Origin of the sequence: Streptococcus oralis, from assembly GCF_003943395.1 — a bacterium.
GTDB lineage: Bacteria > Bacillota > Bacilli > Lactobacillales > Streptococcaceae > Streptococcus > Streptococcus oralis_BF.
This window is the reverse complement of record NZ_RJPJ01000003.1, coordinates 127,478-152,654: the sequence shown is the minus strand read 5'-3', so window position 1 is coordinate 152,654 and position 25,177 is coordinate 127,478. Positions and strand designations below refer to the sequence as shown.

General features: G+C 40.4%; 25 protein-coding genes and 1 pseudogene. 19 read left to right on the top strand and 7 right to left on the bottom strand.

Annotation, left to right across the window (positions count from 1 at the left end; translation table 11 throughout):
• The first annotated feature begins 9 nt into the window (after positions 1 to 9).
• From D8802_RS03485 to D8802_RS03440, 10 genes and pseudogenes are all read left to right on the top strand, one after another.
• Positions 10 to 231, top strand: coding sequence for a hypothetical protein (locus tag D8802_RS03485; protein ID WP_001009056.1), 222 nt, complete (start codon positions 10 to 12; stop codon positions 229 to 231).
• Positions 232 to 347: 116 nt separating this feature from the next.
• Entirely contained in the window at positions 348 to 845 is a 498-nt protein-coding gene (locus D8802_RS03480) for an antirestriction protein ArdA (RefSeq protein WP_000342539.1), read from the top strand.
• An 88-nt stretch (positions 846 to 933) separates the two neighbouring features.
• Positions 934 to 1,326, top strand: coding sequence for a conjugal transfer protein (locus tag D8802_RS03475; protein ID WP_000723888.1), 393 nt, complete (start codon positions 934 to 936; stop codon positions 1,324 to 1,326).
• Positions 1,310 to 3,757: a conjugal transfer ATPase TcpF gene (gene tcpF, locus D8802_RS03470; RefSeq protein WP_000331160.1), complete on the top strand. Its 2,448-nt coding sequence runs from the start codon at positions 1,310 to 1,312 to the stop codon at positions 3,755 to 3,757. The genes D8802_RS03475 and tcpF overlap by 17 nt, the downstream gene beginning before the upstream one ends.
• A gap of 2 nt (positions 3,758 to 3,759) precedes the next feature.
• The gene (locus D8802_RS03465; RefSeq protein WP_000804748.1) at positions 3,760 to 5,937 is read left to right on the top strand and encodes a CD3337/EF1877 family mobilome membrane protein; all 2,178 of its coding nucleotides are present in this window, start codon (positions 3,760 to 3,762) and stop codon (positions 5,935 to 5,937) included.
• Complete coding sequence (locus D8802_RS03460; protein ID WP_000769868.1) at positions 5,934 to 6,935, top strand: bifunctional lytic transglycosylase/C40 family peptidase; 1,002 nt, start codon at positions 5,934 to 5,936, stop codon at positions 6,933 to 6,935. Before D8802_RS03465 ends, D8802_RS03460 begins: the two co-directional genes overlap by 4 nt.
• Entirely contained in the window at positions 6,932 to 7,867 is a 936-nt protein-coding gene (locus tag D8802_RS03455) for a conjugal transfer protein (protein ID WP_001224320.1), read from the top strand. The genes D8802_RS03460 and D8802_RS03455 overlap by 4 nt, the downstream gene beginning before the upstream one ends.
• Positions 7,868 to 8,180: 313 nt before the next feature.
• A pseudogene (locus tag D8802_RS10470) lies at positions 8,181 to 8,228 on the top strand (hypothetical protein); the annotation flags it as partial.
• Between the two features lie 15 nt (positions 8,229 to 8,243).
• The gene (tet(M), locus tag D8802_RS03445) at positions 8,244 to 10,163 is read left to right on the top strand and encodes a tetracycline resistance ribosomal protection protein Tet(M) (RefSeq protein WP_002414694.1); all 1,920 of its coding nucleotides are present in this window, start codon (positions 8,244 to 8,246) and stop codon (positions 10,161 to 10,163) included.
• A 118-nt stretch (positions 10,164 to 10,281) separates the two neighbouring features.
• Positions 10,282 to 10,449 carry a cysteine-rich KTR domain-containing protein gene (locus D8802_RS03440; RefSeq protein ID WP_000336323.1) on the top strand — a complete coding sequence of 56 codons (168 nt, stop codon included), beginning with the start codon at positions 10,282 to 10,284 and terminating at the stop codon, positions 10,447 to 10,449.
• Positions 10,450 to 10,508: 59 nt separating this feature from the next.
• Here D8802_RS03440 and D8802_RS03435 read toward each other — a convergent pair whose 3' ends face one another.
• The gene (locus D8802_RS03435) at positions 10,509 to 10,862 is read right to left on the bottom strand and encodes a helix-turn-helix transcriptional regulator (protein WP_001227347.1); all 354 of its coding nucleotides are present in this window, start codon (positions 10,860 to 10,862) and stop codon (positions 10,509 to 10,511) included.
• A 504-nt stretch (positions 10,863 to 11,366) separates the two neighbouring features.
• On the opposite strand from D8802_RS03435, the gene D8802_RS03425 reads away from it, so the two are divergent.
• From D8802_RS03425 to D8802_RS03405, 4 genes are all read left to right on the top strand, one after another.
• The gene (locus D8802_RS03425) at positions 11,367 to 11,789 is read left to right on the top strand and encodes a sigma-70 family RNA polymerase sigma factor (protein WP_000804885.1); all 423 of its coding nucleotides are present in this window, start codon (positions 11,367 to 11,369) and stop codon (positions 11,787 to 11,789) included.
• A complete protein-coding gene (locus D8802_RS03420) occupies positions 11,786 to 12,016 on the top strand; it encodes a helix-turn-helix domain-containing protein (protein ID WP_000857133.1) in 231 nt (76 codons plus the stop codon). Before D8802_RS03425 ends, D8802_RS03420 begins: the two co-directional genes overlap by 4 nt.
• Before the next feature lie 460 nt (positions 12,017 to 12,476).
• Positions 12,477 to 12,680, top strand: a complete 204-nt coding sequence (locus D8802_RS03410; RefSeq protein ID WP_000814511.1) for an excisionase — start codon at positions 12,477 to 12,479, stop codon at positions 12,678 to 12,680.
• Between the two features lie 81 nt (positions 12,681 to 12,761).
• Positions 12,762 to 13,979 (top strand): tyrosine-type recombinase/integrase, encoded by a 1,218-nt coding sequence (locus tag D8802_RS03405; protein ID WP_001291561.1) that lies wholly within the window; start codon positions 12,762 to 12,764, stop codon positions 13,977 to 13,979.
• 214 nt (positions 13,980 to 14,193) lie between these two features.
• Here the strand turns inward: D8802_RS03405 and D8802_RS03400 are convergent, their stop codons facing one another.
• From D8802_RS03400 to recJ, 4 genes are all read right to left on the bottom strand, one after another.
• A complete protein-coding gene (locus D8802_RS03400) occupies positions 14,194 to 14,973 on the bottom strand; it encodes an alpha/beta hydrolase (RefSeq protein WP_125394795.1) in 780 nt (259 codons plus the stop codon).
• Positions 14,974 to 15,041: 68 nt separating this feature from the next.
• On the bottom strand, positions 15,042 to 16,703 hold the full coding sequence (locus D8802_RS03395) for a ribonuclease J (RefSeq protein WP_125394794.1): 1,662 nt from the start codon (positions 16,701 to 16,703) through the stop codon (positions 15,042 to 15,044).
• Between the two features lie 226 nt (positions 16,704 to 16,929).
• Positions 16,930 to 17,214, bottom strand: a complete 285-nt coding sequence (locus D8802_RS03390) for a DUF2695 domain-containing protein (RefSeq protein ID WP_125394793.1) — start codon at positions 17,212 to 17,214, stop codon at positions 16,930 to 16,932.
• Positions 17,215 to 17,348: 134 nt separating this feature from the next.
• Positions 17,349 to 19,574 (bottom strand): single-stranded-DNA-specific exonuclease RecJ, encoded by a 2,226-nt coding sequence (gene recJ, locus D8802_RS03385; protein ID WP_185758191.1) that lies wholly within the window; start codon positions 19,572 to 19,574, stop codon positions 17,349 to 17,351.
• 176 nt (positions 19,575 to 19,750) lie between these two features.
• On the opposite strand from recJ, the gene D8802_RS03380 reads away from it, so the two are divergent.
• The 5 genes from D8802_RS03380 to D8802_RS03360 all read left to right on the top strand — a co-directional run bounded on the left by D8802_RS03380 (position 19,751) and on the right by D8802_RS03360 (position 23,587).
• On the top strand, positions 19,751 to 20,509 hold the full coding sequence (locus D8802_RS03380) for an amino acid ABC transporter ATP-binding protein (protein WP_007517700.1): 759 nt from the start codon (positions 19,751 to 19,753) through the stop codon (positions 20,507 to 20,509).
• 10 nt (positions 20,510 to 20,519) lie between these two features.
• Positions 20,520 to 21,314 (top strand): transporter substrate-binding domain-containing protein, encoded by a 795-nt coding sequence (locus D8802_RS03375; RefSeq protein ID WP_125394792.1) that lies wholly within the window; start codon positions 20,520 to 20,522, stop codon positions 21,312 to 21,314.
• Between the two features lie 12 nt (positions 21,315 to 21,326).
• Positions 21,327 to 22,004 (top strand): amino acid ABC transporter permease, encoded by a 678-nt coding sequence (locus tag D8802_RS03370; RefSeq protein WP_125394791.1) that lies wholly within the window; start codon positions 21,327 to 21,329, stop codon positions 22,002 to 22,004.
• A gap of 9 nt (positions 22,005 to 22,013) precedes the next feature.
• A complete protein-coding gene (locus tag D8802_RS03365; protein ID WP_125394790.1) occupies positions 22,014 to 22,673 on the top strand; it encodes an amino acid ABC transporter permease in 660 nt (219 codons plus the stop codon).
• 131 nt (positions 22,674 to 22,804) lie between these two features.
• A complete protein-coding gene (locus tag D8802_RS03360; protein ID WP_125394789.1) occupies positions 22,805 to 23,587 on the top strand; it encodes a DUF4037 domain-containing protein in 783 nt (260 codons plus the stop codon).
• A 142-nt stretch (positions 23,588 to 23,729) separates the two neighbouring features.
• On the opposite strand, the gene D8802_RS03355 is transcribed toward D8802_RS03360, so the two are convergent.
• Together D8802_RS03355 and D8802_RS03350 are read right to left on the bottom strand one after the other, a co-directional pair.
• Positions 23,730 to 24,167 carry an Rrf2 family transcriptional regulator gene (locus tag D8802_RS03355; RefSeq protein ID WP_125394788.1) on the bottom strand — a complete coding sequence of 146 codons (438 nt, stop codon included), beginning with the start codon at positions 24,165 to 24,167 and terminating at the stop codon, positions 23,730 to 23,732.
• A 56-nt stretch (positions 24,168 to 24,223) separates the two neighbouring features.
• The gene (locus D8802_RS03350; protein ID WP_125394787.1) at positions 24,224 to 25,066 is read right to left on the bottom strand and encodes a metallophosphoesterase family protein; all 843 of its coding nucleotides are present in this window, start codon (positions 25,064 to 25,066) and stop codon (positions 24,224 to 24,226) included.
• Between the last annotated feature and the right edge of the window lie 111 nt (positions 25,067 to 25,177).

Sequence of the window (25,177 nt, the reverse complement as noted above, 5' to 3'; positions counted from 1 at the left end):
AACATTTTTATGAATTTTGGACAAAACCTTTATAACTGGTTTCTATCAAACGCTCAATCACTGGTGCTTTTAGCAATCGTTGTGATTGGCTTGTATCTTGGCTTCAAGCGTGAGTTTAGCAAACTGATTGGCTTTTTAATTATTGCGATTATTGCGGTTGGCTTAGTCTTCAACGCTGCTGGAGTAAAAGACATTTTACTAGAGCTATTCAATCGCATTATTGGTGCTTAAATAAAACCGTTCTTTTGTGGAATATAAGTGGTTTTCTTATGTTCCGCAAAGGAATGGTACACCAAACGAAGTGCGGTAGGGATTTTTGAATCTCTACAAAGAAAGGACGTGAATATATGGACGATATGCAAGTCTATATTGCGAATTTAGGCAAATACAATGAGGGCGAATTGGTCGGTGCGTGGTTTACCTTTCCCATTGACTTTGAGGAAGTCAAAGAGAAAATCGGCTTGAATGATGAATATGAGGAATACGCCATTCATGACTACGAGTTACCCTTTACGGTTGACGAATACACTTCCATTGGCGAACTCAATCGACTATGGGAAATGGTATCGGAATTACCCGAAGAATTACAATCGGAGCTATCTGCTCTGCTCACTCATTTTTCAAGCATTGAAGAACTAAGCGAACATCAAGAGGATATTATCATTCATTCCGATTGTGATGATATGTATGACGTGGCACGCTACTACATTGAAGAAACGGGTGCTTTAGGCGAAGTACCAGCTAGTCTTCAAAACTATATTGATTATCAAGCCTATGGTCGGGATTTAGACCTTTCAGGAACGTTTATCTCAACCAATCATGGGATTTTTGAAATCGTCTATTAAATCTGTCGGTACATTACTACTGGCAGATTTTCTATTTTACGGGGTGGCTCAATCAGCTACCCCTATTTTTTATGAAAGGATTGATTACATGAAGAAAATACGAAGCTATACCAGTATCTGGTCTGTGGAAAAGGTACTGTATTCTATCAATGATTTTAGACTTCCGTTTCCCATAACCTTTACGCAAATGACATGGTTTGTCGTGTCACTCTTTGCAGTGATGATACTTGGCAACTTGCCCCCTCTTTCCATGATAGAGGGAGCATTTCTCAAATACTTTGGGATTCCTGTGGCTTTCACATGGTTTATGTCTACAAAAACTTTTGATGGTAAAAAGCCTTATGGATTTTTGAAGTCTGTCATTGCTTATGCACTGCGACCAAAGCTGACCTATGCAGGAAAAAAAGTAACGCTTGGCAGAAACCAGCCACAAGAAGCCATTACAGCAGTTAGGAGTGAATTTTATGGCATATCCAATTAAATACATTGAAAACAATCTCGTCTGGAATAAAGACGGGGAATGTTATGCTTACTATGAGCTTGTTCCTTACAATTACTCATTTCTAAGTCCAGAACAGAAAATACAAGTGCATGATTCTTTCAGACAGCTTATCGCACAAAATCGTGATGGCAAAATTCATGCTTTACAAATCAGTACAGAATCCAGCATACGTTCTGCACAAGAGCGTTCCAAAAATGAAGTCACTGGCAAGCTCAAAGCGGTTGCCTATGACAAAATCGACCAACAGACAGACGCTTTAATATCCATGATTGGCGAAAATCAAGTGAACTACCGTTTCTTTATCGGCTTTAAGTTGCTTCTCAACGATCAGGAGTTTTCTATGAAAAGTCTTACCGTTGAAGCAAAAAATGCTTTGTCTGATTTTGTCTATGATGTGAACCATAAGCTGATGGGCGATTTTGTTAGTATGAGTAATGATGAAATCCTGCGTTTTCAGAAGATGGAAAAGCTCTTAGAAAATAAAATCTCTCGTCGTTTCAAAATCCGCAGGTTAGATAAGGACGACTTCGGCTATCTGATTGAACACCTTTACGGACAGACAGGCACTGCCTATGAAGAGTATGAGTACCATCTATCAAAGAAAAAGCTGGATAATGAAACGCTGATTAAATACTATGACTTGATTAAGCCTACTCGCTGTTTGGTGGAAGAAAAACAGCGATATTTGAAAATCCAGCAGGAAGATGAAACCGTCTATGTAGCTTACTTTACCATTAACAGCATTGTCGGAGAACTGGACTTCCCGTCCTCTGAAATCTTCTACTACCAGCAACAGCAATTTACATTCCCGATTGATACGTCAATGAATGTGGAAATTGTAGCGAATCGTAAAGCCCTATCTACTGTCCGCAATAAAAAGAAAGAACTGAAAGACTTGGATAACCACGCTTGGCAAAGTGATAATGAAACCAGCTCCAATGTGGCGGAAGCTCTGGAAAGTGTGAATGAGCTGGAAACCAATTTAGACCAAAGCAAGGAATCTATGTACAAGCTGTCTTATGTGGTAAGGGTATCAGCAAATGATCTTGACGAACTCAAACGTCGTTGTAATGAAGTGAAAGATTTTTATGACGATTTAAGCGTAAAACTGGTACGACCATTTGGGGATATGCTCGGCTTACATGAAGAATTTTTACCTGCCAGCAAGCGTTATATGAATGATTATATTCAATACGTGACCTCTGATTTCCTCGCTGGTTTAGGTTTTGGTGCTACTCAAATGCTGGGGGAAAATGAGGGGATTTATGTTGGCTACAGCTTAGATACTGGACGCAATGTCTATCTGAAACCTGCTCTTGCCAGTCAAGGGGTTAAGGGTTCAGTAACCAATGCGTTAGCGTCGGCTTTTGTTGGTTCGCTGGGTGGTGGTAAATCCTTTGCGAATAACCTTATCGTCTATTATGCGGTGCTTTATGGGGCACAAGCAGTGATTGTAGACCCAAAAGCAGAACGTGGCAGATGGAAAGAAACCTTGCCAGAGATTTCCCATGAAATCAATATCGTCACTCTGACTTCTGATGAGAAAAACAAAGGCTTACTTGACCCTTATGTGATTATGAAAAATCCCAAAGATTCTGAATCACTGGCTATTGATATTCTGACATTCCTTACGGGGATTTCCTCTCGTGATGGGGAACGCTTCCCAATCCTTAGAAAAGCCATTCGTGCAGTAACCAATAGTGAAGTACGAGGGTTGATGAAAGTGATTGAGGAATTACGGGTTGAGAATACGCCACTAAGTACCAGTATAGCCGACCATATCGAAAGTTTTACAGACTATGACTTTGCACATTTATTATTCAGTAATGGTTATGTGGAGCAGTCTATCAGCTTAGAAAAACAACTGAACATTATACAGGTTGCGGACTTGGTACTTCCCGACAAGGAAACTTCCTTTGAGGAATATACCACTATGGAGCTTTTATCCGTTGCTATGCTGATTGTCATTAGTACCTTTGCTTTAGACTTTATCCATACAGACCGAAGCATTTTCAAGATTGTAGATTTAGACGAAGCATGGAGCTTTTTACAGGTAGCACAAGGAAAAACACTATCTATGAAGCTGGTTCGGGCTGGTCGTGCTATGAACGCTGGGGTATATTTCGTGACCCAAAATACAGACGACCTCTTAGATGAAAAACTGAAAAATAACCTCGGCTTAAAATTTGCATTTCGTTCCACTGACCTTAACGAGATTAAAAAGACCTTAGCCTTTTTTGGTGTAGACCCAGAGGACGAAAACAATCAGAAGCGATTGCGTGATTTGGAAAACGGGCAATGCCTTATCAGTGATTTATATGGTCGTGTCGGTGTGATACAGTTCCACCCTGTATTTGAAGAACTGCTCCATGCCTTTGATACCAGACCACCTGTGCGAAAAGAGGTGTAAATGTGAAACCATCAATAGTAAACAGAATAAAATCAAACTGGACGCTGAAACGTCTAGGTAAAGTGGCAATGACAGTGGCTTTCACACTTGTGATTGCCATTTTTCTTTTAGCCATGCTGGGAACGGTGGTTCAAGCTGCGGGCTTGGTAGATGATACGGTCAATGTGGCAAATGAATACAGCCGATACCCACTTGAAAACTATCAACTGGATTTTTATGTGGATAATAGCTGGGGCTGGCTTCCGTGGAACTGGTCGGACGGGATTGGAAAACAGGTCATGTATGGACTATATGCCATTACCAATTTTATTTGGACAATCAGTTTGTATGTTTCCAATGCGACAGGTTACTTAGTACAGGAAGCCTATTCCTTAGACTTCATTTCCGCTACAGCAGATTCCATTGGTAAGAATATGCAGACCTTAGCTGGTGTGAGTGCAAACGGATTTTCAACAGAGGGTTTCTATGTTGGATTCCTCTTACTCTTGATTTTGGTTCTTGGGGTTTATGTTGCCTATACGGGACTGATAAAGAGAGAAACCACAAAGGCAATTCATGCCATTATGAATTTTGTGCTGGTGTTTATCCTATCGGCTTCCTTTATTGCCTACGCTCCCGACTACATTAAAAAAATCAATGACTTTTCATCAGACATCAGTAATGCCAGTTTATCACTTGGCACGAAGATTGTCATGCCCCATTCCGATAGTCAAGGCAAGGACAGCGTGGACTTAATCAGAGATAGCCTGTTTTCCATACAGGTTCAGCAACCGTGGCTACTGCTTCAATACAACAGTTCAGACATTGAAAGTATCGGTATTGACCGTGTGGAAAGCCTGCTCTCCACCAGCCCAGATTCCAACAATGGCGAAGACAGAGAAAAAATTGTTGCGGAAGAAATTGAAGACAGAAGCAATACCAATCTAACCATTACAAAGACCATTAACCGTTTAGGTACAGTCTTCTTCCTATTTGTCTTCAATATTGGGATTTCCATATTTGTATTCCTATTAACAGGAATCATGATTTTCTCGCAGGTACTTTTTATCATCTATGCTATGTTTCTGCCTGTGAGCTTTATTTTAAGCATGATTCCATCATTTGATGGTATGTCAAAACGAGCCATAACAAAGCTCTTTAATACCATTTTGACACGAGCTGGAATCACATTGATTATTACGACAGCATTTAGTATTTCAACCATGCTCTATACCTTATCGGCTGGTTATCCGTTCTTTTTGATTGCTTTTCTACAGATTGTGACCTTTGCAGGAATCTACTTCAAGCTGGGCGATTTAATGAGTATGTTTTCTCTACAGAGTAACGATTCTCAAAGTGTGGGAAGTCGTGTGATGAGAAAACCTCGTATGCTTATGCACGCTCACATGCACCGTCTACAGCGGAAACTTGGACGTTCCATGACTACTCTAGGGGCTGGGTCTGCCATTGTTACAGGTAAAAAAGGACAGTCGGGTTCGGGGAGTTCTGCAAGGACACAAGCAGATCACTCCCGACCAGACGGAAAGGAAAAATCAACACTTGGAAAACGTATCGGTCAAACCATCGGTACAGTAGCTGATACCAAAGACAGAATGGTAGACACTGCTAGTGGTTTGAAAGAACAGGTTAAAGATTTGCCGACCAATGCAAGATATGCAGTATATCAAGGAAAATCCAAAGTAAAAGAGAATGTCCGTGATTTAACCAGTAGTATTTCTCAAACCAAAGCGGACAGAGCCAGTGGACGCAAGGAACAGCAGGAACAAAGGCGAAAAACCATTGCGAAGCGTCGCTCTGAAATGGAACAGGTCAAACAGAAAAAACAGCCTGCTTCTTCTGTTCATGAAAGACCGACTACAAGACAAGAACAATATCATGATGAACAGACCTCAAAACAGTCTAATATTCAGACTTCATATAAGGAATCTCAACAAGCCAAACAAGAGCGTCCAGCAGTTAAGTCCGATTTTTCAAGTCCAAAAGTGGAACGCCAAGGCAATACCGTTCAAGAAAAAACCGTTCAAAAGCCAGCAACTTCAACCACTACAGCAGATAGAACTTCACAACGTCCAATCACAAAAGAACGTCCGTCTACTGTTCAAAGAGTACCACTACAAAATACAAGAAGTAGACCACCAATCAAAACCGCCACCATTAAGAAAGTCGGTAAGAAACCATGAAGTTGAAAACTTTAGTGATTGGTGGTTCTGGATTATTCTTGATGGTCTTCTCACTGCTTCTGTTTGTTGCCATTTTATTTTCAGATGAACAGGACAGCGGAATTTCCAATATTCATTATGGAGGTGTGAATGTTTCCGCAGAAGTGCTGGCTCATAAGCCTATGGTAGAAAAATATGCCAAAGAATATGGCGTTGAAGAATATGTCAACATACTTCTTGCGATTATACAGGTGGAATCGGGCGGTACTGCGGAAGATGTTATGCAGTCCTCGGAATCCCTCGGTCTTCCACCTAATTCATTGAGTACAGAAGAATCCATTAAGCAAGGTGTGAAGTATTTCAGTGAATTATTAGCCAGTAGCGAAAGGCTCAGTGTAGATTTAGAATCGGTTATCCAGTCCTACAATTATGGTGGTGGTTTCTTAGGGTATGTGGCTAATCGTGGAAATAAATATACCTTTGAACTGGCTCAAAGTTTCTCAAAAGAGTATTCAGGTGGCGAAAAAGTGTCTTACCCCAATCCCATAGCCATACCTATCAATGGGGGCTGGCGATACAACTATGGCAATATGTTTTATGTGCAACTGGTAACGCAGTATCTTGTCACAACAGAGTTTGATGATGATACGGTACAAGCCATCATGGACGAAGCACTGAAATATGAGGGCTGGCGATACGTTTACGGTGGAGCTTCCCCGACTACTTCTTTTGATTGTAGCGGACTGACACAATGGACGTATGGAAAAGCTGGAATTAACTTACCACGAACCGCACAACAGCAATATGATGTGACCCAGCATATCCCACTATCGGAAGCACAAGCTGGCGATTTGGTTTTCTTTCATTCTACCTATAACGCTGGCTCTTATATTACTCATGTTGGGATATACCTTGGCAATAACCGTATGTTTCATGCAGGCGACCCAATCGGTTATGCCGACTTAACAAGCCCCTACTGGCAACAGCATTTAGTGGGAGCAGGACGAATCAAACAATGAGAAAGGAAGATTTAATGATGAAATTTAGAAAAAATCAGAATAAAGAAAAACAGATACCAAAGGAAAAGAAACCTCGTGTCTACTATAAGGTCAATCCTCATAAAAAGGTTGTGATTGCCTTGTGGGTACTTTTAGGGCTTAGTTTCAGCTTTGCGATATTCAAGCACTTTACAGCTATAGATACTCATACTATTCACGAAACAACTATCATAGAAAAGGAATACGTTGATACTCATCATGTAGAAAATTTTGTAGAGAACTTTGCGAAAGTCTACTATTCATGGGAGCAATCCGATAAGTCCATTGATAATCGAATGGAAAGTCTAAAAGGCTATCTGACAGATGAACTTCAAGCTCTCAATGTTGATACAGTACGCAAAGATATTCCTGTATCGTCTTCTGTAAGAGGATTTCAGATATGGACGGTAGAGCCAACTGGCGACAATGAGTTTAATGTAACCTACAGTGTAGACCAGCTCATTACAGAGGGAGAAAATACAAAGACCGTCCACTCTGCTTATATAGTGAGTGTCTATGTAGATGGTTCTGGAAATATGGTACTGGTTAAGAATCCGACCATTACCAACATACCTAAGAAATCAAGTTATAAACCAAAAGCCATTGAAAGTGAGGGGACGGTTGATTCCATTACAACCAATGAAATCAATGAGTTTTTAACGACGTTCTTCAAGCTCTATCCTACAGCGACAGCCAGTGAACTTTCCTACTATGTGAATGACGGGATATTAAAACCAATCGGAAAAGAGTACATCTTTCAAGAACTGGTAAATCCTATTCACAATCGTAAGGATAATCAAGTCACGGTATCGCTGACAGTGGAGTATATCGACCAGCAGACCAAAGCAACGCAGGTATCTCAATTTGATTTGGTACTTGAAAAGAACGGGAGTAATTGGAAGATTATAGAATAACAAATATTGGTACATTATTACAGCTATTTTGTAATCACGTACTCTCTTTGATAAAAAATTGGAGATTCCTTTACAAATATGCTCTTACGTGCTATTATTTAAGTATCTATTTAAAAGGAGTTAATAAATATGCGGCAAGGTATTCTTAAATAAACTGTCAATTTGATAGTGGGAACAAATAATTGGATGTCCTTTTTTAGGAGGGCTTAGTTTTTTGTACCCAGTTTAAGAATACCTTTATCATGTGATTCTAAAGTATCCGGAGAATATCTGTATGCTTTGTATGCCTATGGTTATGCATAAAAATCCCAGTGATAAGAGTATTTATCACTGGGATTTTTATGCCCTTTTGGGCTTTTGAATGGAGGAAAATCACATGAAAATTATTAATATTGGAGTTTTAGCTCATGTTGATGCGGGAAAAACTACCTTAACAGAAAGCTTATTATATAACAGTGGAGCGATTACAGAATTAGGAAGCGTGGACAGAGGTACAACGAAAACGGATAATACGCTTTTAGAACGTCAGAGAGGAATTACAATTCAGACGGCGATAACCTCTTTTCAGTGGAAAAATACTAAGATAAACATCATAGACACGCCAGGACATATGGATTTTTTAGCAGAAGTATATCGTTCATTATCAGTATTAGATGGGGCAATTCTACTGATTTCTGCAAAAGATGGCGTACAAGCACAAACTCGTATATTGTTTCATGCACTTAGGAAAATAGGTATTCCCACAATCTTTTTTATCAATAAGATTGACCAAAATGGAATTGATTTATCAACGGTTTATCAGGATATTAAAGAGAAACTTTCTGCGGAAATTGTAATCAAACAGAAGGTAGAACTGCATCCTAATATGCGTGTAATGAACTTTACCGAATCTGAACAATGGGATATGGTAATAGAAGGAAATGATTACCTTTTGGAGAAATATACGTCTGGGAAATTATTGGAAGCATTAGAACTCGAACAAGAGGAAAGCATAAGATTTCATAATTGTTCCCTGTTCCCTGTTTATCACGGAAGTGCAAAAAACAATATAGGGATTGATAACCTTATAGAAGTGATTACGAATAAATTTTATTCATCAACACATCGAGGTCAGTCTGAACTTTGCGGAAAAGTTTTCAAAATTGAGTATTCGGAAAAAAGACAGCGTCTTGCATATATACGTCTTTATAGTGGCGTACTGCATTTGCGAGATTCGGTTAGAATATCGGAAAAGGAAAAAATAAAAATTACAGAAATGTATACTTCAATAAATGGTGAATTATGTAAAATCGATAAGGCTTATTCCGGGGAAATTGTTATTTTGCAGAATGAGTTTTTGAAGTTAAATAGTGTTCTTGGAGATACAAAGCTATTGCCACAGAGAGAGAGAATTGAAAATCCCCTCCCTCTGCTGCAAACGACTGTTGAACCGAGCAAACCTCAACAAAGGGAAATGTTACTTGATGCACTTTTAGAAATCTCCGACAGTGACCCGCTTCTGCGATATTATGTGGATTCTGCGACACATGAAATCATACTTTCTTTCTTAGGGAAAGTACAAATGGAAGTGACTTGTGCTCTGCTGCAAGAAAAGTATCATGTGGAGATAGAAATAAAAGAGCCTACAGTCATTTATATGGAAAGACCGTTAAAAAAAGCAGAGTATACCATTCACATCGAAGTTCCACCGAATCCTTTCTGGGCTTCCATTGGTCTATCTGTAGCACCGCTTCCATTAGGGAGCGGAGTACAGTATGAGAGCTCGGTTTCTCTTGGATACTTAAATCAATCGTTTCAAAATGCAGTTATGGAGGGGATACGCTATGGCTGTGAACAAGGATTGTATGGTTGGAATGTGACGGACTGTAAAATCTGTTTTAAGTATGGCTTATACTATAGCCCTGTTAGTACCCCAGCAGATTTTCGGATGCTTGCTCCTATTGTATTGGAACAAGTCTTAAAAAAAGCTGGAACAGAATTGTTAGAGCCATATCTTAGTTTTAAAATTTATGCGCCACAGGAATATCTTTCACGAGCATACAACGATGCTCCTAAATATTGTGCGAACATCGTAGACACTCAATTGAAAAATAATGAGGTCATTCTTAGTGGAGAAATCCCTGCTCGGTGTATTCAAGAATATCGTAGTGATTTAACTTTCTTTACAAATGGACGTAGTGTTTGTTTAACAGAGTTAAAAGGGTACCATGTTACTACCGGTGAACCTGTTTGCCAGCCCCGTCGTCCAAATAGTCGGATAGATAAAGTACGATATATGTTCAATAAAATAACTTAGTGTATTTTATGTTGTTATATAAATATGGTTTCTTGTTAAATAAGATGAAATATTTTTTAATAAAGATTTGAATTAAAGTGTAAAGGAGGAGATAGTTATTATAAACTACAAGTGGATATTGTGTCCTGTATGTGGAAATAAAACACGATTAAAGATAAGGGAAGATACTGAATTAAAAAAATTCCCCCTCTATTGTCCGAAATGCAGACAAGAAAATTTAATTGAAATAAAGCAGTTCAAAGTAACTGTGATTACAGAGCCAGACGCAAAGACGCAGAGCCGATAAAATGAGATTAATACAATCTCATTTTATCGGCTCTTTCCGTTATGTATGGATTCTTTTAATTAGTCTTCGATGTTTCTTGCTTCGTTGATACCGCTGGCTAAAGATTCCATTAAGGATAGTTCTTTGTCTGTAAAGCTATCCATGTATTTCTCTATCTGTAATCGTCGGGTGCTTTTTACCAAGTTATTAGCAGGTAAGAAAAATTCATCAACGGAAACATGAAGTAACGATACAAGGTCATAAAGAACTTGTATGCTGGGGTGTTGCCCTTTATTTTCAATATTAGTTAAGTACCGTGGGTCAATTTCAATCAATGCTCCCACTTGTTCACGAGTTAAACCTCGTTTCAATCGAGCTTCTTTAATGGCTAAACCAAAGGCTCTAAAATCATATTTATCTTCTTTTTTACGCATAGTAGACCACCTCTATACATTTTATTGTTCCTACTGAATTAAAAACAGGTATAGAAAAACGTGTTATATGGTTTATAGGTTTATATTTAATAAAAAGCACTACTAAACGCCAATAAAAAAAACCGTTATATGGTAGTGCTATTTACGCTGTTAAAATATTGTATATTACTTCCAAATGGCGGTTTGTTGGAGGTCAACGTCGCCATGAAGTACATCATATACAATAAATTTCCTTACATTGGGTTCTTGTCAAAAAAAGTCGTCTATCTGCAATAGATAAGTACGTCCACCAATGTGGTTTTATAAATCATATAGATAGAATAACAGAAGCATGTAAACAGAGAAATAAATCTGTTTATATGCTTTTTTGGCTATTCAGAACTTTTTTACAAAGTTTATTTATCAGTAATGCAACAAATCCCCCTTTCACATTGGGACTAAGAGTGAAAGGAGATAAACGAGCAAGGCTCACTTCCTTTCCTAGACAGAAAGGGGGTGAGAAACATGAAACCATCTTCTTTTCAGACCACAATAGAAAATCAGTTTGACTATATCTGTAAACGTGCTATGGAAGACGAGCGAAAGAATTATATGCTTTATCTTTCAAGGATTGCAAAGCGTGAGGTGTCCTTTTCGGATGTTGGCGATTATCTTGTTAGCCAGTTTGCGACAACAGATAACTATTCAACTGACTTTCAGATTTTTACACTCAATGGGTTATCAGTAGGCGTTGAAAATGATTTGTTGAGTGAAGCATTACGTGAGTTGCCAGACAAGAAACGTGAAATTCTACTGCTGTTTTACTTTATGGACATGAGCGATTCAGAAATTGCAGACCTGTTGAAATTGAACCGTTCTACTGTCTATCGGCATAGAACCAGTGGACTAGCCTTAATTAAAAAGTTTATGGAGGAATTTGAAGAATGAAAACACAATATCCTATGATTCCCTTTCCTCTCATTGTAAAGGCAACAGATGGCGATACCGAAGCGATTAACCAGATTCTACATCATTACAGAGGGTACATAACGAAGCGTTCCCTACGACTTATGAAAGATGAATATGGCAATCAAAGTATGGTCGTTGATGAAGTCTTACGTGGAAGAATGGAAACCAGACTGATTACAAAGATTTTGTCATTTGAAATTAAGTAATATCCTCTCTCCTTTCGTGGAAGCGTGCTAAACCATTCCACGCTTCCCGAACAGGGAGGTTTGTTATTCCACCAAAGCATATTGAGCTTTCAATGTGTTTTGATAGGCTAACGAGCCATTGTTCTTTGAAAACTGAATAAAAGTAATCGAATACGTTTCGATAAGAAAAGAGCCAACGGAACTAACCGCCATGACCTATCTTATAAAGATAGCGAGCGATTCATGTTAGTGATCCGAGAAGCAATCTTTAGCAGGATTGCCTGCAACGACATTCTTATCGTGATAATGATACTCCCATACAGTCAATAGTCCGAGCGTGATAAAACCGTCGCAGGCAATGAGTATGGCTACATGAGAACCATGCAGGGGTGGAACTCCCGTGAGCTTTGCTAAAGCTGTTCGATTGCTGGTAAAACAACTTTTATGAAATCCAAATAAGTGATTTGGAAAGGAGGATTTTATGAAGCAGACTGACATTCCTATTTGGGAACGTTATACCCTAACCATTGAAGAAGCGTCAAAATATTTTCGTATTGGCGAAAACAAGCTACGACGCTTGGCAGAGGAAAATAAAAATGCAAATTGGCTGATTATGAATGGCAATCGTATTCAGATTAAACGAAAACAATTTGAAAAAATTATAGATACATTGGACGCAATCTAGCGTCGCCAAAGGGTCTTGTATATGATAAAATAGTATTAAGTCGTATCAAGGCTCTTTCCATAAAGGAAAGGAGCAAATGCCATGTCAGAAAAAAGACGTGACAATAAAGGTCGAATCTTAAAGACTGGAGAGAGCCAACGAAAAGACGGAAGATACTTATACAAATATATAGATTCATTTGGAGAACCGCAATTTGTTTACTCGTGGAAACTTGTGGCTACAGACCGAGTACCAGCAGGAAAGCGTGATTGTATCTCACTTAGAGAGAAAATCGCAGAGTTACAGAAAGACATTCATGATGGTATTGATGTTGTAGGAAAGAAAATGACACTCTGCCAGCTTTACGCAAAACAGAACGCTCAAAGACCAAAGGTTAGAAAAAACACTGAAACTGGACGCAAATATCTTATGGATATTTTGAAGAAAGACAAGTTAGGTGTAAGAAGTATTGACAGTATTAAGCCATCAGACGCTAAAGAATGGGCTATTAGAATGAGTGAAAATGGTTATGCTTATCAAACCATCAATAACTACAAACGTTCTTTAAAGGCTTCATTCTATATTGCTATACAAGATGATTGTGTTCGGAAGAATCCATTTGACTTTCAACTGAAAGCAGTTCTTGATGATGATACTGTCCCTAAGACCGTACTAACAGAAGAACAGGAAGAAAAACTGTTAGCCTTTGCAAAAGCTGATAAAACCTACAGCAAAAATTATGATGAAATTCTGATACTCTTAAAAACAGGTCTTCGTATTTCAGAGTTTGGTGGTTTGACACTTCCAGATTTAGATTTTGAGAATCGTCTTGTCAATATAGACCATCAGCTATTGAGAGATACTGAAATTGGGTACTACATTGAAACACCAAAGACCAAAAGTGGCGAACGTCAAGTTCCTATGGTTGAAGAAGCCTATCAAGCATTTAAGCGAGTGTTAGCGAATCGAAAGAATGATAAGCGTGTTGAGATTGATGGATATAGTGATTTCCTCTTTCTTAATAGAAAGAACTATCCAAAAGTGGCAAGTGATTACAACGGCATGATGAAAGGTCTTGTTAAGAAATACAATAAGTATAACGAGGATAAATTGCCACACATCACTCCACATAGTTTGCGACATACATTCTGTACCAACTATGCAAATGCAGGAATGAATCCAAAGGCATTACAGTACATTATGGGACATGCTAATATAGCCATGACGCTGAACTATTACGCACATGCAACATTCGATTCTGCAATGGCAGAAATGAAACGCTTGAATAAAGAGAAGCAACAGGAGCGTCTTGTTGCTTAGTAGTACAAATGAATTTACTACTTATTTACCACTTCTGACAGCTAAGACATGAGGAAATATGCAAAGAAACGTGAAGTATCTTCCTACAGTAAAAATACTCGAAAGCACATAGAATAAGGCTTTACGAGCATTTAAGAAAATATAAAAAGATAATTAGAAATTTATACTTTGTTTAAGCCAAAAACAACTATAAATATTGGTTCATTTATAAAAACTAACTCAGTCTCTCTTCTAATTTGAAGTCAATTGGTAATGTAGCTAAAAAACGCTCCAATTGTTTTTCCCAGTAGTACCACTCGTGCTTACCTGGACTATGACTATAGGTCACCTCAAAACCAAGTTTTTTGAGGTTTTTCACTGCGAGATTATTTGCAGAGTAGAGATAGTCTTGCTCCCCACACCAAGCCCATAGTTTGGTCTTTTTATCCGATTTCGCAGCGATAGTTTCAAGCGAATGAGGGCTAGCTGTCCAGTCTTTGATTTCTCCAAAAACTCCTCGCCAGTAGGCAAGTGAGCCCAGATCCTGACTTTCGGGAGAAAATTCCTGAAAACTGAGCGCACCAGAAAAACTAGCTGCGTGAGAAAAACGATCAGTTGCTAGAGCTAGCTTGAAGGAACCATAGCCACCCATGGAGAGGCCTGCAATAAAGGTCTTTTCTCGCTTGCTGGTCATATTGGGGAAGAAACGTTTCATAACCTGAGGTAACTCTTCTGCTAGAGCAGTAAAGTAGTTAAAACCATACTGGGTATCGGTGTACCAACCATTGCTAGTATTGGGCATGATAACAATGAGATTGGTTCCGCGCAACAAGCGTTCGACATTGGTACGTTTGAGCCAGCTATTTTGATTCCCTGACATTCCGTGCAAAAGATAAAGAACAGGAATATCTGTGCAATCTGGTTCAGTTACTCGACTGGCATCTGGATAAAGTACAGTAACGCTCCACTCCATATCCAAAACTTCAGAGTAATACTCGATATTCATAACTGCCATGGTTGTCTCCTTTTACTATTCTATAAGAAAAAGCCGAATTTCGACTTTTTCTGTAGGTATTCTGCTTATTATTTTGCTTCCATCACGACTGGCAAGATTGCTGGACGACGCTTAGTTTGATCAAAGAGGTACTTGGTCAGATTGTCACGAACCTTGCCTTTGAGATCTGCCCAGTCAAAGTCATCACCATGAAGATACTCTTCTACCGTTTGGTTAATCAATTCTGAACTTTCACGGAGAATATCGCGGCTCTTCTTGAGATAAACAAATCCACGTGTATGGACGCGAGCCTTGGCCACAATTTTCTTCTCACGACGGTTGACAGTGATCGCCACGATAAAGATTCCATCCTCTGACAAGACTTTACGGTCACGAAGGACGACATTTCCAACATCACCGATGGCATTTCCATCAATCAAGACATCACCTGCAGAAACAGCTCCAGCTGGAACAAAGTCTCCGTGTTCGTAGGACATGGTCGTTCCCTTTTTAGGAATGAAGATACGCTCTGGCAACATTCCAACTGCCATGGCAGCCTTGGCATGCGCATCCAACTCACGGTATTCCCCTTGAATAGGGAAGAGGTATTTTGGTTGCAAAAGATTGATCATCAACTGCAAATCACGCGCATTCCCGTGTCCGGATACTCGCAAGCTTTGGGTAATGAGTTTCACCACACCACCAGCTTGGTAGATCATGTTTTCAACACGCGCCATGACGGCTTCTTTGGCGATAGATGGAGTCGTTACGATATAGACCAAGTCCCCATCTTTGATTTCCACATAGCGGTGGCGTCCAATGGACATCTTACGAAGTCCATTAATAGGCTCACCCATACGACCCGTCTCAAGGATAATCAACTCATGGTCTTCAAATCGAGACATTTCTTTTGGTTTAATCAAGAGACTTTCGTTGGCTAGAGATAATTTTTTGAGACGAATCACTGTTCGGACAATATTTTCAACATCAAAACCAGTCAAAACAACTCGGCGACCTGTATCTGCAGCGGCATCAAAAACTTGCTGGATACGAGAGAGATTGCTGGCAACTGCCGCAACGATGATACGACCGTCCCAGTCTGCAATGGTCTGGGTAATTTCATCCCCAACTTCACTCTCGCTAGCTACCTGGATATTGCTGTCTGCATTCGCAGAGTCACTGAGGAGCGCCAAAACACCATCACGACCAATCTCTGCCAAACGAGCAAAATCCGTCGCATAGGATTCGCTAGCTGTCTGGTCAAACTTGAAGTCCCCTGTGTAAACAATGCTACCTTCAGCTGTTTTCAGGACTATTCCCAAACTTTCTGGGATAGAGTGAGTTGTACGGAAGAAGGAAACCACAGTCCCTCCAAAGTCGATCTCTGTATCTTCATCAATCACATGGAAGTCATTGAATTTCTTAACCGTATCATTCCCTTTGACAAAGAGTTTGGCCAACTCAATGGTCAACTCAGAACCAAACACAGGCACCTTAGCCTCTGCCAAAAGATAAGGCAGGGCACCAATGGCATCCGCATGTCCGTGGGTCAAAAAGACCCCAGCGATACGATCACTATTTTCAAAAAGGTAGTCCATATTTGGAATAACGACGTCAACCCCAAGCTGTTCATTTTCAGGGTATTTAAGCCCCGCATCCAAAACAAAAATAGAACCATCGATTTCAGCGATGTACATATTTTTCCCATTTTCACGTACACCCCCAAGTGTTGTTAATTTAATAGTATTCATTTTTCCTCCGAATAGTCACTTCAACTGTTTGTAGAGCTTTAAATGCTCTCTTTTTCTGAAAGTCCAATTCACTTTCAGCCGAATCTTTTCCACTCATTATACCATTTTTTTACTAATTTTCAAAATGAAGGTTTCCAGTTAAAGAACTATAAATAACTCTTCTCAAATGCACAAACAAGTGAGAACTACAAGCTCCTCAAAAGAATGTTTTCTGACTAGCTTCCTGTCACTCTTCAAATCTTTCCGCGACATTGAATAGCACTTCGCAGTCACAGTAGGCTCCATTTGCTTCTAAAAAGTCTCTAACTGTTTCGATATCCACATTGTGCTCTTCTAGAAATGTTTGTGTTAATAAAAAATCGTCCTGACAAGCTTGATATTCAAGCTCTACATCCAAAAAGTCAAACAAGTCAAAAAAGAGCTCCCTTGACAGGGGCAAACTTTCTTCGAATTTTTGTCTTTCTTGCTTTTTATAGTCCGCTCGTAATCTCTTTTTCTTCAGCTTATCCATTTGACACCTCCAGGCTTTCCTTTAACCAGTTTATCTGCCAACTAGTCCTCTTTCCTCATTATAACACAAAACCGACTCCAATTGGAGCTTATTCATGAATATAAAAAGAGTCAGCAAGCCAACTCTTTCTATCTCTATTCACTTTTTTCCATTAAGAAATCATAGATTTCCTGAACTGTTCCAAGAGCCATCATTTCTTGGTCTTTGACGGTTTGTTTGAGATTTTGGTAAATCTGACTCTCAGCAATTTCCCTTTTCGGCGCTTCTTTATCAACTGTCATGACACCATCTTTGATCGTCACAAAGCCCAGCTCTTCAAATACTTGGATCATCTTGACCAGCAAGATTTGTTGGATATTGAGATAAGTTGCCAAATCTTTGAGCTTGTAGCGAATATCAAACTCTGGAAACTGGTAAATGGTCTTGTACAATTTAGCAAACTGCTCTCTGGTTCCATAACCTGTCAGATAGTAGGCCTTGTCAATGTCGTTTTTGAAATAGACCGCAGAGAAATGCTGTTCCTGAAAAACGGTCTTAAGCAAGGTAATATCCTCAGGAATGTTTTTCACAACCACAGTTTCACTGGTCGCTAGATCTGGCAATTCTCCAGCAAAATCCAAGACTGGAACCCCTTCTGGCAAGGCTGCGTTCTTCCCACGAATGTTAAAGAGTTGAACGCCTTCCACACGCGCATCCACCATCATCAACTGGAGGGCAGTTTGACCATTCCATTGGTTGACAGACAATTTGACTGCCAACTCTAAATTCTTGGTTTGAGCAAATTCTGTTGCCCATCTACCTTGACCGAAGGCCACCACTTCAAAACTCGCCTCACCCTTGGAGATCTTTAGTTTGAGGTGGGCATTGCCTGCTCCCATGGTTCTGGCACTTTCGACATGAAAATCCTTGATATAAAAGACAGGTTTCTGATTGTCCATTCCAAAAGGTGCCAAGCGTTCAAAGCTTTTAACCGTTTCCAAGCTAAGTGTCTCCAAGTCTAGCTCTTCATCTAGATTTAACTTGTTCTTACCCCCAGCATCTGCGCCTTTTTCACGGATATAGTCTTCCAAGACCTGAGATAAATCTGAAAGTTTCTCCACTTCCAGCGTCATTCCTGCTGCACCAGCATGGCCACCGAATGCGATGAAGAGATCTCGATGGGGATCCAGAGCTTCAAAAATATCGACCGCTTCCACACTGCGTGCACTGCCCTTGGCACGGCCATCTTCTATATTAAGAACGATGACTGTCTGCCCCAATTCCTCTAGCAAGCGCCCAGCTACGATACCCAGAACGCCAGGATTCCAGCCTTCCTTAGCCAAAACCTGGACCTTCTTCTCAGGATCCACCATGGTCTTAGCTTCTTCATAGATTGACTGGACGATTTCCTTACGTTCTTCATTTTTCTGGTGAATCATGAGGGCAATCTCATGTGCTTCCTCATCATCAAATCCAGTCAGCAAATCAATGGCAGTATTGGGATCATCCAATCGCCCCAAGGCATTTAAACGAGGGGCAATCTGAAAGCCAACCGTTTCTTCTGTCACTTCATTCGCAGCAATCCCAGCCATGTCTAGCATTTCTTGCAGACCGATGCGCTGAGTATGCCCCAGCATTTCTAGACCATACTGAACCAAGATACGGTTTTCATCTGTCAAGCTCACCATATCTGCAATAGTTCCGATGGCGACCAAATCGAGCAGCTCCACTTGTACTTCCTCTAAAAGGGCACAAGCTAGCTTAAAGGCCACTCCGCAACCAGCCAGATATTTGAAAGGATAGTCCGCATCTGGATGTTCAGGGTGAACAATCGCATAGGCATCAGGAAGGGTTTCTGGCATGGAATGGTGGTCGGTCACAATGACATCCACTCCCATAGACTGGGCCAATTCAATGGCTTCGTGACCCGCAACCCCATTATCCACTGTCACAATCAAGGAAATTCCCTCTTGCTCGATAAAGTATTTATAGACACTGGCATTTGGTCCATAGCCATCGGTAAAACGATTTGGCAAATAAACACGGCACTCGGCACCAAGTTGTTCCAAACTTTCCTTCACAATCGACGCTGAAGTCATACCATCCGCATCGTAGTCTCCATAGATGAGAATGTTTTCCCCTTCTTCAATGGCCTGACGAATCCGTTCCACTGCCTTGTCCATATCATGAAGCAGATAGGGGTCATGTAAGTCCTCTAAAGAAGGTTCTAAAAACTTCTTTAGACTTTCTTCATCCTGAATCCCTCTTTCAAATAATAACCGAGCCACCTCAGGACCCAGTCCAGCCTTCTTGGCTATCTTTGTAAAATCCGCATCTTCAACCTGCGGGGCAAACTGCCATTCATAAGTAGGAGTTATCAAAAAAACATCCACTCTTTCTAAGAATTCTATCGTTTCATTATAACATGATTTAGGCATTTTCTCTATCTTGATTACTTTTTACTACAATTTTACTAATTTTTTTCTGATTTAATTTGACAAGAACATTCTTTTGTTGTAGAATCATGTTATAAAACCTAACACAAAGGAGATCTCTCATGGCTTTAGTAGAATTTGAACACGTCGAAAAATATTACGGAGACTACCACGCACTCCGCGACATCAATCTCCGTTTTGAAAAAGGACAAGTTGTTGTCCTGCTTGGACCTTCCGGCTCTGGGAAGTCTACTCTTATCCGTACGATCAATGGTTTAGAGGCTGTTGACAAAGGAAGTCTCCTAGTCAATGGACACCAAGTAGCAGGTGCCAGCCAGAAAGATTTAGTTCCTCTTCGCAAGGAAGTCGGCATGGTTTTCCAGCATTTTAACCTCTACCCTCACAAAACAGTGTTAGAAAACGTAACACTTGCACCCGTAAAAGTTCTAGGAATTGATAAAAAAGAAGCTGAAAAAACAGCCCAAAAATATTTGGAATTTGTAAATATGTGGGACAAGAAAGATTCCTATCCAGCCATGCTATCTGGTGGACAAAAACAACGGATTGCCATCGCTCGTGGTCTTGCCATGCATCCGGAACTCCTCCTCTTTGATGAGCCAACATCTGCTCTTGATCCTGAGACTATCGGAGATGTTCTAGCAGTTATGCAAAAACTGGCACATGACGGGATGAACATGATCATCGTTACCCACGAAATGGGCTTTGCCCGTGAAGTTGCTGACCGCATTATCTTTATGGCTGACGGAGAAGTTTTGGTGGATACGACAGATGTCGATGACTTTTTCGACAATCCAAGCGAACCTCGTGCCCAACAATTCCTCAGCAAAATTATCAACCACGAAAGTGACAAAGTCAAATAAGGAGGAGCCTATGAAAAAGAAACTCTTTTTATCAGCATTATTGATTAGCCTTTTCAGCCTTGCTGCTGCCAAACCAGTCCAAGCCGATACCAGCGTCGCAGACATTCAAAAAAGAGGCGAACTAGTTGTCGGTGTCAAACAAGACGTTCCTAATTTTGGCTACAAGGATCCCAAGACCGAGACTTATTCTGGTATCGAAACGGACTTGGCCAAGATGATTGCAGACGAACTCAAAGTCAAGATTCGCTACGTTCCAGTTACCGCTCAGACACGTGGCCCCCTTCTAGACAATGAACAAGTCGATATGGATATCGCAACTTTCACTATCACAGACGAACGTAAAAAATTATACAACTTCACCAGTCCCTACTATACGGATGCTTCTGGTTTTTTGGTCAATAAATCCGCCAACATCAAAAGCATTGAAGAGCTAAACGGTAAAACGATCGGAGTTGCTCAAGGTTCCATCACCCAACGCTTGATTACTGAACTGGGCAAAAAGAAAGGTCTAACCTTTAAATTCGTCGAACTTGGTTCCTACCCAGAATTGATTACTTCCCTTCACGCTCACCGTATTGATGCCTTTTCTGTAGACCGTTCTATCCTGTCTGGCTACATCAGTAAACGGACAGAACTACTAGATGATAGTTTTAAGCCATCTGACTACGGTATTGTTACCAAGAAATCAAATACCGAGCTAAACGACTATCTTGATACCTTGGTCACTAAATGGAGCAAAGATGGTAGTTTGCAGAAACTTTATGACCGTTACAAGCTTAAACCATCTAGCCATACTGCAGATTAAGGAGGACACCCCATGACAGATTTATCATCTTGGACAGCCTATTTTCAGGATTTTGGACAATTTTTCAATGGTTTCCTCTTCACCCTTGCCCTAGCGGTTGGTTCCTTTATCCTCGCTATGGTTTTGGGCATCTTCTTTGGGGCCATGTCAACTAGCAAACGCCCATTCTTGCGTGTTTTGGCTCGTATTTTTGTCGAATTTTATCAAAACATTCCCCTCTTGGTGCAGTTTGTCATCGTCTTTTATGGTTTGCCTCTTATCAGTGAACACACCATCATGATTCCGATTTATTGGACAGCTGTACTATGTGTAGGTCTCTATCACGGTGCCTATATTGCGGAGGTTATTCGTTCAGGGATTCAGTCTATTCCTAATGGTCAAATGGAGGCCGCCTTGTCGCAAGGTTTTACCTATATCAGTGCCATGCGCTTGATTATCTTGCCTCAGGCCTTTCGTATCATCCTTCCTCCTTTGACCAACCAAATCGTTAACCTCATCAAGAATACCTCTACCGTAGCTATAATCTCTGGAGTAGACTTGATGTTTGTGACCAAGTCTTGGTCAGCTCTCAACGGAAACTACATCCCAGCCTTTCTAGGCGCTGCTCTTCTCTACTTTGCCCTTTGCTTCCCTGTCGCCCAGTTTGGTCGCAAGATGGAGCAAGCCAACAAAAAAGCCTATTCACTTTAGGAGGTTACTATGGAATCTATTTTAGAAGTTTTAACCCCAGATAACCTAGTCTTTATCTTTAAAGGATTTGGCTTGACCCTCTACATTTCTCTGATTGCTATCGTCCTCTCGACCCTTATCGGAACAGTGCTAGCCGTCATGAGAAACGGGAAAAATCCTGTCTTGCAAATCATATCCAGCATTTATATCGAGTTTGTACGTAACGTTCCCAACCTCCTCTGGATTTTTACCATCTTTTTGGTGTTCAAGATGAAGTCCACACCAGCTGGTATTACCGCCTTCACCCTCTTTACATCAGCAGCCTTGGCTGAGATTATCCGTGGTGGTCTCAATGCCGTGGACAAGGGCCAGTACGAAGCAGGAATGTCGCAAGGATTCGCCTCTGTGCAAATCCTCTACCATATCATCCTCCCACAAGCGATCCGTAAAATGCTGCCAGCTATCATTTCTCAGTTTGTAACCGTGATTAAGGATACCAGTCTCCTCTACTCGGTTATCGCCCTACAAGAACTCTTTGGCGCCAGCCAAATTCTCATGGGACGCTATTTCGAACCAGAGCAGGTCTTTAGCCTTTACATCCTGATTGCCCTCATCTACTTCAGCTTTAACCTATCAATCTCTAGCCTGTCTCGCATGCTAGCCAAACGTTGGCAACAAGCAGCAGAATAAAAAAAGAAATGTGAACCAACAACAGGGGTTCACATTTTTTGCTATAAATGAAAAAGTAGCAACTTAATGCTATGCAAACGTTTTACTTTTTGATAAAATGACTTTAAAACCATAAAGCAAGGAGAAAAATCATGATCAACGAACTTTACAAAGAATTCTCTCAATTGGAGCAAGTAGAAGCCATCGCTCTTGGTGGTTCTCGTGCAGGACAAAACTATGATCAAAATTCTGACTATGACGTTTATGTCTATCTCAACTCTCCTATTGATGAGACGATTCGCCAAAACATTCTGAGTAAGTACTGTTCTTATATGGAAATTGGAAACCAGTTTTGGGAACTAGAGGATGACTGCGTGCTAAACAACGGTGTCGAAATCGAGTTGATTTATCGTTCGCTGGAGTCGTTTGAACAGGAATTGAACTCAACCGTTTTTCAACACAAAGCTCAAAATGCCTATACAACTTGCATGTGGCACAATCTACTCCATAGCAAAATCCTATACGATCCAAATGGACGCTATGCTTCTCTCCAAAAGACTTACCAGATTCCCTATCCTCAGGAACTTAAAAAACATATCATTGAAAGGCAACTCCTTTTGCTAGACCAGGCCATGCCTGCCTTCTCTCATCAAATTGAAAAAGCTATCAAACGTCAAGATCTTCTTAGCATGAATCATCGTACAAGTGAATTTTTTGCTTCCTACTTTGACTTGCTGTTTGCCCTCAATGAGCAAACTCATCCTGGTGAAAAACGAATGTTGGAGTACGCAAAGACCAATTGTACTCTCCTCCCTAAGCAATTTGAAGAAACTATTCGCAAGTATTTCCAGCTACTCTATCAACCACAACAAAGAGAACAAGCGGTCGTAACCTTACAAACCATTCTGAACCAACTAAAGGCTATTTTGCCATGAGTAAAAAATGAAATGTGAACCTGAAACCGAGGCTCACATTTTTCTTTATAGTTTACCGTAAAGCATCTAGTACACTTTACCACAATTCTTCTTGCCCAACTCATAAAAAGAGCGGTAATAGAAAAAGAGGACTCTAGCCCTCTTACTTTGTCATTTTATCCTGAGTATCTGCCACAACCTGATCCAGACTCGTCTGACGAAGCTGGTTTTCCATCGCTTCTTGGATATCTAGCAATTTTTGATCTAAAACTTCATGAATATTGGCCCCTACTGGACAGTTGGGGTTGGGATTGTCATGGAAACTAAAGAGTTTACCAGATTTTCCTAAACATTCGACTGCCTGATAAACATCAAAAAGACTAATATCTTGTAAGTCTTTGAGAATCTCGGTACCGCCCGTCCCACGCGCAACTGATATCAGTTCAGCTTTTTTGAGTTGAGACAAGGTTTTGCGAATAATGACCGGATTGACCCCAACACTAGCTGCGAGAAAATCACTAGTTACCTTACTCTCTTGACTCTTGATGGCAATAATGATTAACATATGAGTCGCAATCGTAAATCGACTTGAAATTTGCATCTTCTTCTCCTTTCACATCCTATCTGATACCCATTATACCCTTTTACGTTGTAATGTCAATCATTACCACTATCCAACCATGCATCCAACTCAGCATCATGCCCCTGTTCTTTGGCAATTTCACACAGAAGTTCCTGATTATGAGTGTGGTGAATCCCATTTACCAAACTTTCATAATAGACCTGAAAATAGGGGAGCTTTACATCCTTAGCCAACTGCAATTCGGCTTCTACATCATAATCCACTCGACGAAAATCAACATCAGACAAACCCGCTTCATCAAACTCTAGGATCATATACTGGGCACGCAGGTCCTTACGCAACCGCGCATCTAAAAAGAAGGGTTGTCCAATGGACCCTGGATTAAGAATCAACTGTCCATCACTTCCATAACGAAGCAAATGTTGGTGGATATGGCCATATACTGCGATGGAGGCATGCGGTTCCGTCACTAATCTATCAAAATCTTCTTGTTTTCCCGTATGAATCAACTCTCTACCCCAGTTTTTATCAGGGAGATGGTGAGTGATTCCCACCATCAAATCACCAAACTGACGATGAACTTGCATGGGTTGATTGTGGAGGTCTTCGATTTCTTCAGGGCTGATTTCTTCTAATATATACTGGCATTGACGTAGGAGGTAGCGATGACTAGCTTTTGTCAAATCTAGCTTACGATGCAAACCTCGCCAGAGACTATTCTCCCAATTACCAAGAACTCTTGCAGTGATAGGCAAAGCCGCTAAAAGATTCAATATCCTTCTACGTCCCGTTCCCGGCATCAGAATATCCCCCAAAAGCCAGTACTCGTCCACCTTTGCTGCTCTTGCATCAGCCAGTACAGCTTCCAAGGCTGTCGTGTTTCCATGTATGTCTGAAAGAACTGCTATTTTCGTCATTCTTTCTCCTCATTTCCTCTTACTTCTTCTGTTAGTATTATAGCAGAAAACACTGCAAAAAATCACTATCACTGCTCACTGCATTAACTTGTAAGAGCTTCCAAACCGTGC

Coding starts and splice junctions, on each gene's coding strand:
- D8802_RS03485 (WP_001009056.1), top strand. CDS start 10: ATGAATTTTGGACAAAACCTTTATAACTGGTTTCTATCAAACGCTCAA.
- D8802_RS03480 (WP_000342539.1), top strand. CDS start 348: ATGGACGATATGCAAGTCTATATTGCGAATTTAGGCAAATACAATGAG.
- D8802_RS03475 (WP_000723888.1), top strand. CDS start 934: ATGAAGAAAATACGAAGCTATACCAGTATCTGGTCTGTGGAAAAGGTA.
- tcpF (WP_000331160.1), top strand. CDS start 1,310: ATGGCATATCCAATTAAATACATTGAAAACAATCTCGTCTGGAATAAA.
- D8802_RS03460 (WP_000769868.1), top strand. CDS start 5,934: ATGAAGTTGAAAACTTTAGTGATTGGTGGTTCTGGATTATTCTTGATG.
- D8802_RS03455 (WP_001224320.1), top strand. CDS start 6,932: ATGAGAAAGGAAGATTTAATGATGAAATTTAGAAAAAATCAGAATAAA.
- D8802_RS03435 (WP_001227347.1), bottom strand. CDS start 10,862: ATGCGTAAAAAAGAAGATAAATATGATTTTAGAGCCTTTGGTTTAGCC.
- D8802_RS03425 (WP_000804885.1), top strand. CDS start 11,367: ATGAAACCATCTTCTTTTCAGACCACAATAGAAAATCAGTTTGACTAT.
- D8802_RS03420 (WP_000857133.1), top strand. CDS start 11,786: ATGAAAACACAATATCCTATGATTCCCTTTCCTCTCATTGTAAAGGCA.
- D8802_RS03410 (WP_000814511.1), top strand. CDS start 12,477: ATGAAGCAGACTGACATTCCTATTTGGGAACGTTATACCCTAACCATT.
- D8802_RS03405 (WP_001291561.1), top strand. CDS start 12,762: ATGTCAGAAAAAAGACGTGACAATAAAGGTCGAATCTTAAAGACTGGA.
- D8802_RS03400 (WP_125394795.1), bottom strand. CDS start 14,973: ATGGCAGTTATGAATATCGAGTATTACTCTGAAGTTTTGGATATGGAG.
- D8802_RS03395 (WP_125394794.1), bottom strand. CDS start 16,703: ATGAATACTATTAAATTAACAACACTTGGGGGTGTACGTGAAAATGGG.
- D8802_RS03390 (WP_125394793.1), bottom strand. CDS start 17,214: ATGGATAAGCTGAAGAAAAAGAGATTACGAGCGGACTATAAAAAGCAA.
- D8802_RS03380 (WP_007517700.1), top strand. CDS start 19,751: ATGGCTTTAGTAGAATTTGAACACGTCGAAAAATATTACGGAGACTAC.
- D8802_RS03375 (WP_125394792.1), top strand. CDS start 20,520: ATGAAAAAGAAACTCTTTTTATCAGCATTATTGATTAGCCTTTTCAGC.
- D8802_RS03370 (WP_125394791.1), top strand. CDS start 21,327: ATGACAGATTTATCATCTTGGACAGCCTATTTTCAGGATTTTGGACAA.
- D8802_RS03365 (WP_125394790.1), top strand. CDS start 22,014: ATGGAATCTATTTTAGAAGTTTTAACCCCAGATAACCTAGTCTTTATC.
- D8802_RS03360 (WP_125394789.1), top strand. CDS start 22,805: ATGATCAACGAACTTTACAAAGAATTCTCTCAATTGGAGCAAGTAGAA.
- D8802_RS03355 (WP_125394788.1), bottom strand. CDS start 24,167: ATGCAAATTTCAAGTCGATTTACGATTGCGACTCATATGTTAATCATT.
- D8802_RS03350 (WP_125394787.1), bottom strand. CDS start 25,066: ATGACGAAAATAGCAGTTCTTTCAGACATACATGGAAACACGACAGCC.